This window comes from Streptomyces hygroscopicus subsp. hygroscopicus, from assembly GCF_030269125.1.
Lineage (GTDB): Bacteria > Actinomycetota > Actinomycetes > Streptomycetales > Streptomycetaceae > Streptomyces > Streptomyces hygroscopicus_C.
On record NZ_BSSM01000004.1, the window covers coordinates 429,176 to 446,282 of the forward strand.

The 17,107-nt window shown below is 71.5% G+C and carries 11 protein-coding genes; 7 read left to right on the forward strand and 4 right to left on the reverse strand.

Annotation, left to right across the window (positions count from 1 at the left end; genetic code table 11):
• Window positions 1–23: 23 nt before the first annotated feature.
• The 4 genes from QSK45_RS12695 to QSK45_RS12715 form a co-directional block, all read right to left on the reverse strand.
• A complete protein-coding gene (locus QSK45_RS12695; RefSeq protein ID WP_285556202.1) occupies window positions 24–209 on the reverse strand; it encodes a hypothetical protein in 186 nt (61 codons plus the stop codon).
• A 369-nt stretch (window positions 210–578) separates the two neighbouring features.
• Window positions 579–4,013, reverse strand: a complete 3,435-nt coding sequence (locus QSK45_RS38480) for a phosphocholine-specific phospholipase C (protein WP_490993553.1) — start codon at window positions 4,011–4,013, stop codon at window positions 579–581.
• A gap of 701 nt (window positions 4,014–4,714) precedes the next feature.
• Entirely contained in the window at window positions 4,715–5,563 is an 849-nt protein-coding gene (locus tag QSK45_RS12710) for a DMT family transporter (RefSeq protein ID WP_285556203.1), read from the reverse strand.
• 680 nt (window positions 5,564–6,243) lie between these two features.
• Entirely contained in the window at window positions 6,244–7,131 is an 888-nt protein-coding gene (locus tag QSK45_RS12715; RefSeq protein WP_285556204.1) for a universal stress protein, read from the reverse strand.
• A 424-nt stretch (window positions 7,132–7,555) separates the two neighbouring features.
• Between QSK45_RS12715 and QSK45_RS12720 the strand changes: the two genes are divergently transcribed.
• The 7 genes from QSK45_RS12720 (at window position 7,556) to QSK45_RS12750 (ending at window position 17,040) form a co-directional block, all read left to right on the forward strand.
• Complete coding sequence (locus tag QSK45_RS12720) at window positions 7,556–9,190, forward strand: hypothetical protein (RefSeq protein WP_285556205.1); 1,635 nt, start codon at window positions 7,556–7,558, stop codon at window positions 9,188–9,190.
• A 358-nt stretch (window positions 9,191–9,548) separates the two neighbouring features.
• Entirely contained in the window at window positions 9,549–9,980 is a 432-nt protein-coding gene (locus QSK45_RS12725; RefSeq protein ID WP_285556207.1) for a DUF8189 domain-containing protein, read from the forward strand.
• Window positions 9,981–10,896: 916 nt separating this feature from the next.
• Complete coding sequence (locus tag QSK45_RS12730; RefSeq protein ID WP_285556208.1) at window positions 10,897–11,811, forward strand: MurR/RpiR family transcriptional regulator; 915 nt, start codon at window positions 10,897–10,899, stop codon at window positions 11,809–11,811.
• A gap of 110 nt (window positions 11,812–11,921) precedes the next feature.
• On the forward strand, window positions 11,922–13,373 hold the full coding sequence (locus tag QSK45_RS12735) for an APC family permease (protein WP_285556209.1): 1,452 nt from the start codon (window positions 11,922–11,924) through the stop codon (window positions 13,371–13,373).
• Window positions 13,374–13,443: 70 nt separating this feature from the next.
• Window positions 13,444–14,739 (forward strand): glutamine synthetase family protein, encoded by a 1,296-nt coding sequence (locus QSK45_RS12740; RefSeq protein ID WP_285556211.1) that lies wholly within the window; start codon window positions 13,444–13,446, stop codon window positions 14,737–14,739.
• The gene (locus tag QSK45_RS12745; protein ID WP_285556213.1) at window positions 14,729–15,877 is read left to right on the forward strand and encodes an amidohydrolase family protein; all 1,149 of its coding nucleotides are present in this window, start codon (window positions 14,729–14,731) and stop codon (window positions 15,875–15,877) included. The genes QSK45_RS12740 and QSK45_RS12745 overlap by 11 nt, the downstream gene beginning before the upstream one ends.
• On the forward strand, window positions 15,874–17,040 hold the full coding sequence (locus QSK45_RS12750) for a M20 metallopeptidase family protein (RefSeq protein WP_285556214.1): 1,167 nt from the start codon (window positions 15,874–15,876) through the stop codon (window positions 17,038–17,040). The genes QSK45_RS12745 and QSK45_RS12750 overlap by 4 nt, the downstream gene beginning before the upstream one ends.
• Window positions 17,041–17,107: the final 67 nt, after the last annotated feature.

Below are 17,107 nucleotides of genomic sequence, written 5' to 3' on the forward strand. Positions count from 1 at the left end.
CGTGACCGCCGGGGCACTCTTCTCTACATGCCGGTGGGGAAGTTCGTGGGAGCCGGCGACGGTGCCGGGACGTAGTGGTGGGCGAGGTTGGCGTCGCGGTTGTGGGGCCCGTGGCGATGGGCCTCGGGGTCGCCGTACTCCTTGACGTCCTGGCGTCCGGAAACGACGTCCCGAACGCGCGTCACGACTCGGCCGAGCAAGGCCTTCATGGTTCCCCCTGGTGTACCTGGTCCTGTTCGAGGAGGATGCATCAGCGGCAGAGGGAATTCCAGCGACTTGAGCCGGAGTTGAGCCTCGCCGGTCCTCCAGCGGCAGTACACCCCACTACTCGGCCGTCGGCCGGCCCCTGCGGGGGCTGCCAGGTCGCGCCGGGCAGAGCGGCTGTTCTCCGTGCGGCGAGTTGTCCCGCGCCGGCGAGTTCGGCGGCGGTCGGCCGGTCGGACGGCTCCTCGGTCAGCGACCGTTCCCAAGGTCTCGGATCGTCTGACGCCCCGCCGAGGTCCTGCCCAGGTCCTGCCGGACCTTCGCCCGCGGCGGGCCCGCGCGGGGCCGGTCGGCTCCCCGCGCGGGCGCGTGGCTCACGCGTCGTTGACCGGACCGGTGCCGAGGCGGACGTTGTCGATCGCCCAGAACCAGTTGTTCCCCGCGTTGTACAGCCGGAAGTTCACCTTGACCGACGCCGCTCCCGACGGGACCGGGAAGGAGAGGTCGACCAGCTGGTTCTGCTGGTCCTGGCCGTTGTTGGTGTTCCCCGAGGCCGCGCTGGAGTAGTGCAGCACGCGGGTCACCTCTCCGGAGTCGAACTCGACCGTGACCTCGGCCTCCTGCGGGCTCTCCTGACGGTAGTGGGAGTCGAAGCCCAGGTGGAGGGTCGAGGTGCCCGGCGGGATGGCGACCGCGGGAGTGGTCAGCGTCGAGTCGAACCGTCCGCGGCTCGCCGGGTTGCCCGTGTCGTCCCAGTCGTCTGCGTCGGCGACCGCGACGATCCCGAGGCTCCGGCCGAAGCCGGGCCGGTCCTGACCTGCCGGGAACCAGAACTGCTTGGAGAGGAAGGTCCAGCCCTGCAGTTCCCTGGTGCCCTGTGGCATCGTCGGCGCGTTGGTGACCGTCCACCCCTCGGGCGTGGTCCGCGTCCAGCCCAGCAGGCCGGGACGGCTGAGGTCGACGGCCGGTGCCAGGGACGGGGCGACGGACTCGAAGTCCTCGGCGAGCAGGTAACCGGTCATCACGGGGCCGACCTCGGCGGTCAGGGACGCCGTCTGCTCCTTGGTCCGCCCGCTCAGGCTCGCGGTGACGGTGGCCTTGACCGTGGCGGACGTACGGGCGGCCGACACGGGCGCGACGACGTCCCACGTGAGCGCGACGGAGGAGCGGGCGGGAACCGTGGCCGGCGCGGGGGCCGACGGGGTGGCGGTCCAGCCGTCCGGCAGGGCGAGCGTGCCCGCCGTTCCGGTGAGCGGGGCGCTGCCCGCGTTGGTGACGGTCGCGGTCACGGTGAGCGGTTCGCCGGGGGACAGCACCGTGCCATCGGTCTTCGGCGAGGCCGAAGGAGCCGTCAGGGCCACGCTCATCGCGGCGGCGACCTTGGTCCGCACGCGCGCGTCGGCGATCTTCAGCAGACCGTCGCCGTCGGCGTGCGCGGCCACGATCAGGCTCCCGACGGTGGCATCGGCGGCCGGCGTGACCGTGAAGCGGACGTCGGCGGATTTCCCGGCGGCCAGTGACCGCGGCGCGGGCCCGGACCGCTCGACCGTCCAGCCGGAGGGGGCGAGCAGGGTGGCTGCGAGGTGGTCCAGCGCGGTCGCGCTCCGGTTCGTCAGGGTGACGACGACCTCGGCCGGGCTGCCCTGGGCGAGCGAGGTGTCCACGGCCGGCAGCGGCTCGGGCAGGGTGATCGAAGCGGCCAGCGCCGGGAGTACGCCGGTGGCGGGGTCGGTGACGCCCTGCCTGCCGTCGGCCAGGCGGCCGGTCGTACGGCGCAGGAAGCCCGGGTCGCGCTTGTCGACCACGACGATGTCGTACCAGCCGTGGCGGGAGAGGCGGACCGGCACGATCTGCTTCTGTCCGGGCGCGAGGGTGACGGTCCGTACGTGGTCGCCGGCGTCGCGCGGGTAGACCGACTCGCCGACGAGGAGCGTCCGGGTCGTCGAGGAGGGATTGGCGCAGTGGACCATGACCTGTCCCTGTCCGGCCTGCTCGACCAGGTACGCCTCCGCACCGGGGCCGGCGCCGCGCAGTTCCCACGTCGACCAGCCGGGGCCGCGCACCTGGAGGTCGTAACCGTCGGACCCGTGGGCGACCGTGTCCACGGTGCTCGCGCCCGCGGTGACCGTCCAGGTCCGCGGCTCGCCACCGTCGCCGGGGTACGCCGTGACCGTGGCCGCCGCGGTGCCGGTGTTGCCGAGCCGCAGCCGGACCTGGCCGTCGGCGGCGTCGGCACGCAGCGACAGGCGGTACGGCAGGGGGCGGGTGGGACGGATGCCCGCCTCCTGCTCCGGGCGCGTCTGCTCCTTCGGCGGAACGGGGTTCCAGCGGCCGACCGGGGCCGGTACCGGGCCGGGCTGCTCCACCTCGGGCTGCGGGTGGGTGCGGTGGAAGTCGAAGACGGAGGTCAGGTCGCCGAAGACGCTGCGGCGCCAGGCGCTGATGTTGGGCTCCCGGACCCCGGTCCACTGCTCCAGGAAACGGATCACGGAGGTGTGGTCGAACGCCTCGGAGGAGACGAAGCCGCCCACCGTCCACGGCGAGACGACCGTCATCGGCACGCGCGGGCCGGGGCCTACCGGGCGGCCGTTGAACCAGTCGTCGCTGTTGCCGGAGTCGGGCTTGGGCGCGACCGGGCCGGGCACGTGGTCGAAGTAGCCGTCGTTCTCGTCGAAGTTGATGAACAGCACCGTCTTCGACCAGGTCTCGGGGTCGCTCGCGAGGGCGTCGAGCAGGTCGTAGACGAGGTTGGCGCTGCCGACCGGGGTGGAGGAGCCGGGGTGCTCGGAGAGCGCCGCGGTGGGTACCACCCAACTCACCGCGGGCAGCGTTCCGTTCTTGATGTCCGCCGTCAGCCGGGGGATGAGGGTGTCCGGCTCGGAGCGGTAGGCGCCGCGCAGGAAGAGCCGGCGTTCGGCCTCGGTCAGGGCGTCTACACCCTGCTGGAACTGTGCGAGGGCCTCCTGCCGCTGCGCGGAGGACCTGCTCCAGAGGCTGTCGTAGAACTGCTCGGTGGTGGAGTACTGCCCGCTGACCTTGGACAGGATCTTCCGGCCGATCTGCTTCCACGGCCGGAAGTACTCGACCGCGTTGTCGGTGAAGTTGTCCCACTCCTGGTAGATCTGCCACGAGATCCCGGCCGCCTCCAGGCGCTCGGGGTAGGTGGTCCAGTCGTATCCGGCGTGGGTGTAGGAGTAGGCGGCGTTGGTGACCGCTCTGTTCACGCCGTCCGGCTCGAAGCCCGTGGTGCCGGTCCACAGGTAGTTGCGGTTGGGGTTGGTGGAGCCGTATATGGAGCAGAAGTAGGAATCGCAGATGGTGAACCGGTCGGCCAGTTCGTACTGCAGGGGTATGTCCCGCCGGTCGTAGAAGGCCATGGTGCTCTGGCCCTTGGCGGCGATCCAGTCGTTCCACCAGCCGTTCGCCCATGCCTGGGTGCCGTCCGGAAAGCCGTGCGGGAGCGAGCCCAGGTACTGGATGTCGCTCTCCGGGCGGCCGGCGTCGACCGCCGCCTGCCGGGCCGAGAAGGGAAGGACGTCGCCGCCGGGCCGCGGCTGCCTGAAGACGTCGGCGCCGTCGGGCAGGCGCAGGGGGGTGCGGTCGCCGAAGCCGCGCACACCCTTGAGGGTGCCGAAGTAGTTGTCGAAGGAGCGATTCTCTTGCATCAGCACGATGACGTGCTCGATCGCGTTCATGCCGCCGCGCGGCATCGGCGCGGCCATGGCTCTGAGGAGCGAGGGGGGCAGGAGGGACAGCGCGGCGCCACCGGCGAGAGCGCCGAGGATCCTGCGGCGGGAGGTGTCGGACATGATCCGGAGGCTATGGCTCCGACCCGGCGATCAAGAACCCCTTGCGACAGGGCTTCGCCCACTGTTCACGCGAAGGAATCCGGTGTTCGTACTGGTCACACGGTCGGGCTCGGTGAACGGCACGCAGGACGGCGGTCACGCGGTCGCGGGGGAGCGGCGCCTCCCGGGGACCAGGGGGAGACCCCTCGGCCGGGCCGGCCGCCTCCCCTGACCCCACCGCCCGCCACCCCGACACCCCGTACCGTGTTCATCGACCGTGCCGGCAACGCGATCCACACGCGCACCGCCCTGTCCGCCCACCATCCGTCATCCGTCCGGATCACCCCGCCCCCCGGCGCGGGCACCACCGGCGAGACCGGCCTCGCCCACGACCTTCTCGCCGTCGCAGCGCCTCCTTGTCGAACGGCCGTTGCCGCCTGCCCGCCGGCCCCCTCCCGGATCACCCGACATGCCGCGCGGCGCATCGGGCCGTACGGCTCGTCGGCCGGGCGGCCGTCGCGTCGAGTGACCGCGCGAGGAGGGTCGTGTCGTGGGATCCCTCCGACGGCGCCGAAGGGACCGGATGGGGACAACCGCGTTTCTCGGGCGGTCGGGTGGTGGGTCGGTCGTCCGCCTCGGGTTTCGCGGACGAGCGTCCGGGGCGGGCCGGATGACTCGGAACGCGCGTCGGTACGGTGCCTCGCCCACTGGTGCGGCAAGGTTCACGCGCGCACCAGCGGTGACTTGTCCAGGATGACGATGCCGGTCACGGCCAGGGCAGCGCCGAGGATCTGGACGGCGAGGTACCCGGACGTGGCCAGGCGTTCGTGGAAGACGGCGGCTCCGATCAGGACGGCGCTGATCGGCTCGATGGTGTCGATGAGGGGAAGGCTGATCGCCAGCGATCCTGCCTGGAAGGAGCTCTGTGCCAGGAGCAGACCCGCTCCGCCGACGAGGATCAGCGCGTACGGCTCCCAGTGGCCCAGTGCGGCCGGGCCCCGGTCCCGGAAGAGGCCTGCCGCGCTCTTCGTCAGCGCGTCCAGCAGGGCGAACAGCAGCCCGGCGGCGGCCGCGTACACACCCGCGCGCACCCGGCCGGAGGCCCGGAGCCCGACGGGCACGAGCACGGTGATACAAGCCGCGACGACCGCCACGAGCGGCAGCCAGTCCCCCAAGCCGGGCCGGCCTTCGCCCGCGGAGTAGGGCAGCACGGCGAGGAAGGCGGCCACGCCGCCGGCGGTGCACACCGCGCCCGTCACGTCCCTCCGGGTGAGAGTCCTGCGGCGGCGCCGGGCGATCAGCGGCAGGGCGAAGAGGAGATCCGTCGAGGCCAACGGCAGTACCAGCACCAGGGGGCCGAAGGCGAGTGCCGCGCCCTGGACGACGAAGGAGAAGGCCGACAGGGCGATGCCGGCCAGCCACCGCGGCCGGCGGGCCAGAGTCCGGATCAGCTCCGGTCGAAGGGACTCCTTCTCGGGTACGGTCGCGGCGGCCTCCTGCTGCAGTACGGCCGCCACGGCGAAACAGCAGGCCGCCAGGAGTGCGGCCGGTACGGCAACGGCGATGGCCATGATCACAGGATGCTCGCCGACCGACGAAGCCGCACACCAGCGGGAGCGGACATGCGGGCGAGCGTCCCGCAACCGTGCCGGGCCGGTGATCGGTGTGGTGTGGAGCAGGCGGTTCATGGCCGGGAGGGAGACGAGGGCGGGTTGTCCGGCTGCATGGGCGAAGACGCCGCCGGTGGCCCCCGGTTGGTGACCGTGCCGAGGTGCCGTGCGGAGTGGCGCGGGGAGCCGCCTGACAGGCAGGAAGCCGCGACGGTGACGCGACCAGGTTCACCGCTGCCGTGCGTGGCTCGGGCAGGCTCGCGCCCGTGCAGCGTTCCCGGGTGAACAGCCGGCCGGAGCGGAGCCCGCGACGAGCGGCACCGGGACGAGCGGGAGGCGCAGGGCGAGGGCGGCAGTGCGCCGGGGGCGGGATGGACCGCCGGCACCGCCCGTGACGGCACCCGCGGCCGGCAGGACGTGGATCAGCGGATGGCGGAACTGACGCGGAACCCGCCACAGCAGGCCACCACCGGCCGCCAGGGGAAGCGCATCGGCCCGAACCGCTCAAGCCGCGGCGCCGTCTCCGGCGGGCTCGGCCGACCTCGGCGCCGGCGGCCCGCAGCGGTGCTCCCTCACGGGCCGCCGGCGCGTGGTGCGCGTTCGCCGTACCGCCGGAGGTCTGTCCAGGCGCCCTGGCAGTCTCATCGCCGGTCCCCGGAACCCCGGACGACCGTGACCGGACAGTGCGCGTGGTGCAGAACCGCCTGACTGACCGAGCCGAGGAGCAGGCCGGTGAACCCGCCGCGCCCCCGCGCCCCGACGACAAGCACTCCGGCTTTCGCACTCGCCCCGATCAGCGCCTCGCGGGCGCCACCCCTCACCACCGTTTCCACGACCGGGACATCCGGGTACCGCTCCCGCCGGCCGGCGACCGCTTCCGCCAGCAGGCGCCTTTCGCCGTCAGCCAGCATGCCCGGAGCCAGTGCGTAGGGCTCCGACGGATCGGGTGACGGGGGAACCGGCACGCTCCACGGCGTCCACGCGTGCAGGGCCTCGACGCCGGTGCCGCGCAGGGCGGCCTCCGCGAACGCGAACTCCACGGCGGCGTCAGCGGCCGGTGAGCCGTCGACGCCGAGCAGGACCGGGCCCGTGCCGTCGGCACGGTCACGCACCACCAGAACCGGGCAGCGCCCGTGTGCGGCCAGATGGACCGCAGTCGACCCCAGCATCACCCCCGCGAAGCCTCCCAGCCCCCGACTGCCGACCACCACCAGCGCCGCCGTGCGCGACTGGGCCTCCAGGACCGTCAGCGGCCCACCCGCCACCACCGAGTCACCGACCTCGACGCCAGGGGCCACAGAACGGGCGTGCTCCACCGCCTCGGTCACCACACGTGCGGCCACCTCCCGCAACGCCTCCTCGGCCGTCGCCGCCGACCAGGGACCGAGCGGCGCGTGCACGGCGGGCCAGAAGAACGCGTGCACCACCTTCAACCCGCACCCGCGAAGCCGCGCCTCACGCGCCGCTACCGCCACGGCCTCCAGGCTCGACGGCGATCCGTCGACCCCGACCACGACGGGCGGACTCATGGCCAGGTCCTCGGCCACCGGCGCGTCGCGCGCGCCGGACATCGGCGACGGTCGGCCCGTGCGGGGCCCCTGAGCCCGTCGGAAAGGAGACACCGAGGCCGCACGGCCCGGGGCTTGGTACTCATCATCGGCAGAGCCCTCCTCACATCCCACTGTCTCCCAGGATCCGGCGACGGTCCTGCGCACGGGGAACGGGTACGGGGTGTGCGGGCGACGGCATGGCGTGCAAGCCCTGTTCACGGAGCGCGCGATCGAGGACTGTGCCGCACGCCGGCCCTCGCCCGATCGCCCGCTGTGTTTGCGTCGGACGAACACCCACGGTGACACTCTTGGTGCAGCGAGCGACCGTGATCGAGGATGCCGATGATGGTACGAACCTGGCTGCGGCAGCACCCGAGGCATCGAACTGCCAGAAGGGATGATCATGGGCCACGTCGCGCCGAGGGTCTGGTATTCGCTGATGTGCGGGATGCTGCTCGCCACGACCGGGTGTGGCCAGTACCGGCCCGGTGCGGGGGAGGGCGCGTCCCGTGACGCGGTCACCACCGGGCTGGTCGCCGACCTGCGAAAGAGCGGGTTCCAGGTCAATCCCGGATACGCGAGGCTGTACACCCAGCAGGACTGCAAGGACTTCACGTACCCGCGGATGAGGAACTGCTACGCGAACAACCCCGCGGCCCCGTACGTGACGCCCGTCGTCAAGACCTGGCCGGACGAGTACGTGGATCCCGCCATGGTGAACGCCTTCGGCTCCCTGCGGCCCGGCTACACCTCCACCTACCGACTCGATCCGCGGGACGCGGTGGTGATGTACGGCAAGATGCCCCCGCCTGGTCGCTACATGGGGCTGCAGACGTGGGAATTCAGCCAGCACGGTCACTGGAAGACCAGTGACCACCGCAAGTGGGAGCAGAAGCCCGATCTGCCCGTGCCCCTGCAGTACCTCTTCGACACCATCCCACCCGACGACCCGCGGTCGGAGCGGACCCAGAGCGCGTCCGCGCTCGGAGACATCGTCAACAACGTCGTCATGGAACGGCAGTCCGGTTACTCCTTCGACAAGAACCGGTACTTCGTCATCACCCCCAGCGCCACCACCGACCGCGCCGTACGCCGGGCCCTGCGAGCGCAAGGCGTTCCCGACAAGGACATCTTCACCGAGCGGATCCCCGCCCGCGACGACCTCGGCCCGATCGGCCCGCTCGGCATGGGCAAGAACGCCATCGACTTCCTCACCACGCTCCGGTACGCCGTCCCCGACTCGGACCAGCAGCGGGCCGCGGACAACTGGCGGAGTGATCCTCCACTGACGGTGATGCGCGTACGTGCCCCCGCCTCCCTGGGCCCCGTCCAGCGCTACGCGTCACTGACCTTCGCGAAGCGAACCGCGAACAACGAGGCGCACCTCGCGGATGACATGCGCAACCTGGTCGCGGCGGTATGCGACCGTGTCAGCACCGCGGCACACCTGCACACCCGCGACTGCGGGCAGCGCCTGTCGGCATCCACCCTGCTCCCCGACCTGGTACGTGACTTCGGGTGGACCGGACCGTACTGCCGCAAGATCAATATGAACTGCCTGGGCGACCAGCAGGACGCGGCCTACTTCCTCTCCCGGCCGCTGCCGCTCGACTCCGGGCAGGTCTACGCGGTGGTCGACACCCTCGCCACCGAGACCGGCAACGCCACGTACACCGCCCTGTCCGTCAACGACGCCTCGCTGATGGCCGGCGTGGCGAACGTCCTGGACGTCGGTCTCAAGGGTTCCGCGGAGGGCTACGCGAAAACGGTCGCGCACAGCGACAAGTTCTTCGTGCACTATTTCAGCCGGGACTGTTCGGTGCTGCGGGGCCTGCCCGACCGGGCGAGGAACTGCACCGAGATCACCACCGGCATGCTGCCGTCACGCGCGAGCAGCGCCGCGGAGGGCGACCCCGCTCTGCACGGCATGTTCATGGCCTCGCTGCGTGACTACGTCAAGCCGGGAACGGAACGCGGACCCGACTCCACCAAGCTCCTGACACCGAGGATCCTCACGTTCACCCAGTCGGCGAAGTAGCCCGCCGAGATTCCGCCTGCTGAGGCTGCCGTCGATCCGCAACACCCCGGCAGGACATGGGGCTTCGGCCGGAGACCGGCGGCTGCCCGCGGGTCGGTGGGGTCGAGGGTGAGGGTGGCGGGAGAGGCGCTCGAAGGCGGCCTGCCCGCCGCCACCGCAGTGGCCCTTCGACGTTGTGCGCCTCGCTTTCCGTCCTGTTCGGGACCCGCCGACTGGGGGCGCCGAGGGAACGAGTACGTACTTCTGCCGGTGTTTCTGCATGGTCTGCCCCTCCGTGTCCGTGATCAGCTTGCCGAGGCGGTGAGGAGGCCGGTCCTCTCTCCTCACCGATGGGATCACGCGGCAAAGGAGCAAGCGGATGCGCACACTCAAGAGCGTCGTCACGACCGTCACCGCCCTGGCGGCCTTCGCGGGGGTGGGTGCCGCGGCCGCGCCGGCCCAGGCGCTGTCCACCTGCAAGGACAAGGGCCACCAGTACATCTGCGAGTACGGCGTGACGGTGACGCGTTTCGCCGACGGGACGAAGCAGGAGTTCGTCGTCGGCACCGACCACGCCGTGTGGACGAACTGGAGCCACACCGACGGGTCCTGGAACGGCTGGCTGTCCATGGAGGGCTGGGTCCAGAGCCAGGTCAAAGTCGAATATCTGGGCGGCAGCCTCACGCACTTCGCCATCGCGGCCATCGGTAAGGACGGCAACTACTGGTTCCGTATGCGCTGGGACAACGGCCAGTGGACCAACTGGCAGGTCAGCTGCACCGTCGACCCCAACGGCCCCTACTGCCCGTGACGGCACGTTGCCTGTGTCCGAAGTCCTGGCGCCCTGCGCCCGGTGACCGGGCAGGTGCCGGCACAGCGGCGCGTTGACGGTGCCGAAGGCGCGCTCCACGATGCCTTCGGTTGCGGGGCGGTGGGGCGGAGTGGGCTGGACGCCGATGCCGAGGGTCTCGCAGGCGGGGTGAACGCCGCGGACGGACAGACCTCGCCCCGGTCCACGACGATCGTCTCGGGCACCACCACTGGCCGGGCCGCCGCGCCCCCGAGTCGTTCGTCCAAGGGTCAGCAGCCGCCGCGGCGCTGGGAGTTGGGCGTATGGCAGGTGGGGCGGCCCGGGTACGGGGACGGCCCTCTCCGCCGGCAGCGGGACCGCATCCACGGCCTTGGTGTCGCAGTGCCGGCGGGGCGGTGGGGGTGGTCGGCGGGGCCGGGCGAGCACGTTCATCGGCGCGCCCGCCGGGGCCGGGACGGCGGGTGGTGCGGGAGTCGACCAGGCCCCACAGCCCTGCTCGCGGCAGGCCAGGAGCATGCGCTGCACGCAGGTGCGCGAGATCGGCCCGAACCCGATCGCGGTCGGCCCGCGGCCTTGGCCTCCCTGGGACTGGCCCCGACCGGGGAGGCGGACGGCACTCCTGTGTACGCGAACCGCCCCTCAGAGGCCGTTCTCGTTCCCACCCCCTGTGACGTATTCGCAGGTCAGGCATGAAGCACCTGCTGCCGCGGGAGTCTCGGCCTGTCGGCGGGCGTGACGGGTCCGTGGCGCGGCCGTCCCCACTGGCGTGGCATGTCCCGGCGGAGGGTGCCGGGGCCGGCTGCGGTACGCGACGCGACGATGCCACGCCGCCGGACGGTGCAGCGGCGCCGGGCCGGGTGCCGTCCCGCTGTGGAACGATCGGTGACGACAGGTGTCCACAGGGGAGAAGGACTGCATGAGCGGGCGACGAGATGCTGACGGCAAGGTTTCCACCACGGGGCACGAGCACGGAAAAGGGGCCGGGGAGACCGTTGCCGATCGGCTGCGCAGCGCCCAGCGCGTCCTGTCCCCGGCCGAGCGAAAGATCGCACGGGCGCTGATGGCCCGTTATCCTGCGGCCGGGCTGGAGTCGACGCACGGCCTGGCGGCACGGGCAGGGGTGAGCGCGCCGACGGTGGTGCGCTTCGTGAGCAGGCTGGGGTTCAGCGGGTACGGGGAGTTCCAGCAGGCCTTGCGGGACGAGGTACAGGCCCGCCGGGCGTCACCGCTGACCTTGGCGCCGGTGATAACCGACGCGTCCCACACCGGTGAACTGTCCGAGGCGGCCGCCGAGGTGGGCCGCGTCGCGCTGCACCAGACGTTCGCGGCCCTGCCCGAGAAGGACTTCGAGCAGGCCGCTGCTCTGCTGGGCGATCCCACCCTCAGGATCACCGGTTTCGGCGGCCGGTTCACCCACACGCTGGTGCAGTACTTCATCCTCCACCTCCGGCTGATGCGTCCCGGCGTCGACATGTACGCCCAGCCGCCGCACCGCGATGCCGGATTCCTGGTGGACGTGGGGCCGCAGTATGTGTGCGTGGTGTTCGACCTGCGGCGCTATCAGCGCGACACCGTGGAGCTGGCCAGGCTCGCCCATGAGCGCGGGGCCCGGATCGTCTTGTTCACCGACCCCTGGCTGTCGCCGATCGCCGAGTTCGCGGACGTGGTGCTCACAGCGCGGGTCGAGGCCCCCGGCTCCTGGGACAGCATCGTGGCTCACACGGCGTTGGTCGAGGCGCTGGTCGCCGCGGTCCACGCTCGGCTGGGCCCGGCGGCCGACCGCCGGATGCGAGAGGCCGACGAAGCGGCGGAGGGCCTGACCACCGACTGATGTGAAATGCTTGTTTCGTCTTTCCCAGGCGTTGACGCGGATGATGGAACGGTTATTTCATACCGGGGTCCGGGATGCACACAGCAGCCCAGTCCCCTTCGGAGCGCCTCGTGGCAGATCACCACCGCACCCCGCGCAAACTACGTCTGTGGGAGGCCGTCGCCCTTTCCGTCGGCATGATGGGCCCCACTCTCGCCATGGGCCTCAACGGAGCCGGGGTCGCCAGCGCAGTGGGGCCCGCCGTGCCGCTCGTCTTCCTGCTCGGCCTGCTCGGGGTCGCGCTGGTCGGCTACGGCTTCTGGCGGCTCACCCGCTACTTCAACCACGCCGGCTCGGTGTACGCGCTCGCCGGAATCACGATCGGACTGCGGGCGGGGTTCTTCGGTGGATTCGCCCTGCTGGGGACCTATATTTCGTTCCTCACCTGCACCCTCGCGGCCACCAGCGTCTTCCTGCACGCTTTCCTGCGGTCGCTCGGTCTGCACTCGACCGGCCCGTGGGTCGTCACCGCACTGGTCGCCGCCTTCGGTGTGACCGCCCTCAACTCACGCGACACCCGGCTGACCGCACGCACACTGCTTGTCGTGGAGGGCGTCGGCATCCTCGCGATGCTGCTGCTCACCCTCGTCATCCTGGGGCGCACCGCCACCGGAACGGCGCCCCGGCACCAGACCCTCGACCTGTCGGCCTTCTCGCCGCACGGCGCCGGTTTCGGCACGATCATGGCCGCCACCGTCTTCGCCTTCCTGTCCTGGGCCGGCTTCGAGGCATGCGCCTCACTCGGAGAGGAGACGGACAACCCCCGGCGCAACATCCCGAGAGCATTGGCCGGAAGCGTGATACTCACCGGGTTCCTGTACGTACTCGTCATGTACGCCCAGACCGTCGGTTTCGGCACGGACAAGCAGGGTGTCACCGCGTTCGGTCGGTCCGAGTCCGCCCTGTCCACGCTGTCGGGGCAGTACATCGGAACCTGGTTCGGTCTCGTCGTGGCCTTCACCGCGGTCGCGTCGGCGTTCGCCTCCGCGCTGTCGTCCTCCGCCGGGGCCGCGCGCATGGTGTACGCCCTGGCCAGGGACGGCTTCGGGCCGAAGGCCCTCGCACACACCCATCCGCGCACCGGTGCTCCGACCACCGCGCTGCGTTTCACCGGGGCGGTGTCCGCGGTGCTGTGCACCGTGATGTTCGCCGTCGGCACCGCCGCCTTCGACATCTACTACTGGTACGCCACCCTCGGAGTGCTCTGCGTGCTCGTGGTGTACGCCGTCGCAGGCGGCGGGGTCATCGCCTTCATCCTGTCCGGCGGCGGCCGCATACGCCGATGGGAGCTGGTACTCCCGCTCACGGGCATCTGCTACCTGGCCTTCGTCTTCTTCAAGCAGTCCACCGGCCAGACCGCGCCCTACACGTACTTCCCCTGGATAGCGGGGGCCTGGTGTCTGGCCGGCGGCCTTGTCGTGCTGCTCGCCCCGGCGCTCACCCGGCGGATCGGTGATCGTCTCGTCAAGGAGACGCAGGCCACCGCCGACCCGGTTCCCGATGTCGCAGCGGCCGCCTCTTAGTTCCCACGGCACGTGCGTCGCCCGCCTCACGGCATCTCGTACCGCCCCTTCCACAGTCCAGGAGAACCCAGTGGACAGCAGTGCCCTCGTCTTCGTCGCCACCTGTGACCTGGCCGGCCAGGTCAGAGGCCGGGCGGTGCCCTCCCCGGACGAGCCGTCCGCGCTGCGGACCGGAACGGGATGGGTCCCTGCCGACCTTGCCATCACGTCGTTCGGTCCGATCGCCCCCGACAACGTCTTCGGCTCCGTGGGCGATCTGCGGCTGATCCCGGACGCGGCGACCCGGGTGGACATCCCCGCCGACGAGGGCCGCCCCGGCCTCCGTCTCTACCTCGCCGACCAGACGACGCCGGACGGCGAGCCCTGGCCGTGCTGTCCGCGTACCTTCCTGCGCGACGCACTGCGTGAGCTGCGTGAGCGCACCGGACTCGTGGTCACCGCCTCGGTGGAGCACGAGTTCACCCTGGAGGGCCTGCCTTCTGGTCCCCCGTTCTCATTGCAGCGACTGCGCGATGCGGAGCCGTTCGGTTCGGACCTGGTCCACCTTCTCGATCAGGCCGGGCTGGAACCGGAGACCTGGCTGCCGGAGTTCGGCGACGGCCAGTTCGAGATCACCCTGCGGCCCAGCGACGCCCTCGTGGCCGCCGACCGAGCCGTACTCCTCCGCGAACTCGTGCGTGACCTGGCACGCCGTCGCGGGCTGAGGGCCACGTTCGCTCCGATGACCGACCCCGAGGGGGCCGGCAACGGCGTTCACATCCATCTGAGCCTGAGGGACGCCGACGGACGCCCGGTCCTCCATGACCCCGGGCGGCCCGGGGCCCTGTCCGAGTGCGGCGCCCGGTTCGCCGCCGGAATCCTGCGGCACGCGGCGGCCCTCACCGCGTGGACGGCTCCCAGCCCGGTGTCCTTCCTGAGGCTCGCCCCCCACCGATGGAGCGCCGGCGGTGTCTTTCTCGCCGAACGCAACCGCGAGGCGCTGCTGCGGATCTGCCCGACCACGAGGATCGCCGGCGCGGATCCGGCCACGCAGTTCAACCTGGAGTACCGCGCCGCGGATGCCACCGCCAACCCGTGGCTGGCGCTGGGCGCCTTGGTCCGGGCCGGACTGGAGGGCCTGACCCGCGACTACGGGGAGCCGACGGTGTGGCCCGAGGACGCCGAGGAGACGGACCTCAGCAACGTCCCGGCGCTTCCTGGCTCCCTTCAGGAGGCGCTCGCCGCCCTGGAGGAGGACGAGGTCGTCCGATCCTGGTTCGACCCGCGGTTGCCGGCCACGCAACTCTCCGTCAAGCGGCACGAACTCGCACTGCTGGAGGGCCTCGACGACGCGGCCCGCACCCGGAAGGTCTCCGATGTCTACTGACACCCTGTCCGCCGCGATCGACGGCATCGAACTGGTGGACCACCACGTTCACGGCGCTCTGCACCATGAGGTCGACCGGAACTCCCTGGAGCAGATGCTCACCGAGTCCGACCGCCCCATCCCACCGTGGATGACCCAGTTCGACTCACAGGTCGGCCTCGCCGTACGCCGCTGGTGCGCACCGGTCCTGGGCCTGAGGCCGCACGCCTCGCCCGAGGACTACATGGCGGCCCGGCAGGACCTCGGTGTCGTGGAGGTCACGCGCCGGCTGCTGGCCGCCGGCGGCATCGGGCACTATCTGCTCGAGACCGGTTACAAGGGCGACGAGATCCTCGATGTGCAGGGGATGGCCGCTGCGTCCGGCCGGCCCGTGGACGAGGTGGTGAGGCTGGAGACCGTCCTGGAGGACGTGGCCCGGACCGGGGTCTCCGCCGCCGACCTGCCGACGCGGTTCCGTGAAGCGCTGGCCGAGCGGACCGCCCACGCGGTCGGGCTGAAGAGCATCGTCGCCTACCGGTACGGCTTCGACTTCGACCCGGAGCGGCCCACCGACCAGGAGGTGACGAGAGCGGCCGGCGCATGGCTGGCCAGGTCGAGGAGCGAGAACTCGTACCGGGTGTCCGACCCGGTGCTGCTGCGCTTCGCCCTGTGGGCCGGCGTCGACCGCGACCTGCCGATTCAGCTGCACGCCGGGTACGGGGATCCGGACGTCGAGTTGCACCGTTGCGATCCGCTGCTGCTCACCCGGTTCATCAAGAACGTCGAACCCCATGGCGTGGACCTGCTGCTGTTGCACTGCTATCCGTTCCAGCGCAATGCCGGTTACCTCGCCCAGGTCTTCCCCCACGTCTATTTCGACGTGGGTCTCGGCGTCAACTACACCGGCGCCCGCTCCGACGCCGTGGTCGCCGAGTCGCTGGAACTCGCTCCCTTCGCCAAGATCCTCTTCTCCTCCGACGCCTGGGGACCCCCGGAGCTGCATCATCTTGGCGCCTTGCTGTGGCGGCGGGGCATGTCGCGGGCGCTGTCCGGCTGGGTGGCGGACGGCGACTGGAGCGTGGACGACGCGGTGCGGATCGCCCGCATGATCGGACGGGACAATGCCCGGCGGGTCTACGGTCTGGCTGGTGGAGAATGAGTTCCCCCACCGACTCGGCCGCGCTGCTGCGGGCCGAACTGGAAAGGCAGATCCCGGCCGCCGTCGAGCTGCGCCACCGGCTGCACGCCCACCCGTGCCCCTCCGGGGACGAGGCTGAGACCCGGGACGCGGTCCTGGCCGCCCTGCCCACGCCGCACGGCGTGACCAAGACCGCCGACACCGGTGCGGTGGTCCGCGTCGGGGGACCGGGTCCGGCCGTCGCCGTCCGCGGCGAGATGGACGCCCTGGCGGTCCCCGAGGAGACCGGCGTTTCCTGGAGTTCCCGCCGGCCTGGTCTCATGCACGCCTGCGGGCACGACGTACACCTGGCCGCCGTCGTCGCCCTGGCTCGCGCCGTCGACCGGGTCGGCGGACCGAGACCACTGCTCGTGGTGCTGCAACCACGCGAGGAGACCTACCCCTCCGGTGCCAGGGAGATCATCGAGGAAGGCGTCCTGGAGCGGGAGCAGTGCCGGGCCGTCGTCGGCGCCCATGTGCAACCCCTGCTGCCGGCCGGGGAGGTTTCCTGCACGCCTGGTGTCGTGAACGCCTCCTCGGACGAGTTCACGGTCACCGTGCGGGGATCGGGTGGACATGCGGCGTACCCGCACCTCACCAGCGACCCCGTGCTCGCACTGGCGCACGTGGTCGTGGCACTGCAGAGTCTGGTCAGCCGGGCGATCGATCCCATGACCTCCGTCGTGCTGAGCGTCACGGTGCTCAGCGCCGGCGAGGCCGCCAACGTCGTCCCCGGAACCGCGACGGCTCGCGGCACCGTGCGCGCGATGCGCACCGCCGACCGGGAGACCATCCACGCGCGGATGGCGGAGGTCGCCTCCCTGGTGGCGCGTTCGCAGGGCTGCGAGGCCGAGGTGGAGATCGTGCACGGGGAGCCTGCCCTGGACAACGACGTGGCGCTGGCGGCAGCGGCCGCTCCGCTGCTGCGCCAGGCCGGTCTCGAGGTGTCGCACTCCCTGAGGTCGGCCGGCTCCGACGACTTCTCGTACTTCTCGGAGCGTTTCCCGTCGTTGATGCTGTTCGTCGGCACGCACGGGGGTGCGGCCCGGCTGCATTCCTCGTCCTTCCTGCCTTCCGACGACCGGGTCCGCGACGTGGCCGAGGCCCTGCTCGCGGGCTACCTCGCCGCCGCACTGCCGGTCTGACGAACCGGCACCGCGGTTGTGGTGCCGGCGCGTCGGCGGGCATCGGTCGGGCCGCCAGGCCGGCCGT

Excerpts from the sequence above, each read along its gene's own strand:
- QSK45_RS12695 (WP_285556202.1), bottom strand. The coding sequence starts at position 209 with ATGAAGGCCTTGCTCGGCCGAGTCGTGACGCGCGTTCGGGACGTCGTT.
- QSK45_RS38480 (WP_490993553.1), bottom strand. The coding sequence starts at position 4,013 with ATGTCCGACACCTCCCGCCGCAGGATCCTCGGCGCTCTCGCCGGTGGC.
- QSK45_RS12710 (WP_285556203.1), bottom strand. The coding sequence starts at position 5,563 with ATGGCCATCGCCGTTGCCGTACCGGCCGCACTCCTGGCGGCCTGCTGT.
- QSK45_RS12715 (WP_285556204.1), bottom strand. The coding sequence starts at position 7,131 with ATGAGTCCGCCCGTCGTGGTCGGGGTCGACGGATCGCCGTCGAGCCTG.
- QSK45_RS12720 (WP_285556205.1), top strand. The coding sequence starts at position 7,556 with ATGGGCCACGTCGCGCCGAGGGTCTGGTATTCGCTGATGTGCGGGATG.
- QSK45_RS12725 (WP_285556207.1), top strand. The coding sequence starts at position 9,549 with ATGCGCACACTCAAGAGCGTCGTCACGACCGTCACCGCCCTGGCGGCC.
- QSK45_RS12730 (WP_285556208.1), top strand. The coding sequence starts at position 10,897 with ATGAGCGGGCGACGAGATGCTGACGGCAAGGTTTCCACCACGGGGCAC.
- QSK45_RS12745 (WP_285556213.1), top strand. The coding sequence starts at position 14,729 with ATGTCTACTGACACCCTGTCCGCCGCGATCGACGGCATCGAACTGGTG.
- QSK45_RS12750 (WP_285556214.1), top strand. The coding sequence starts at position 15,874 with ATGAGTTCCCCCACCGACTCGGCCGCGCTGCTGCGGGCCGAACTGGAA.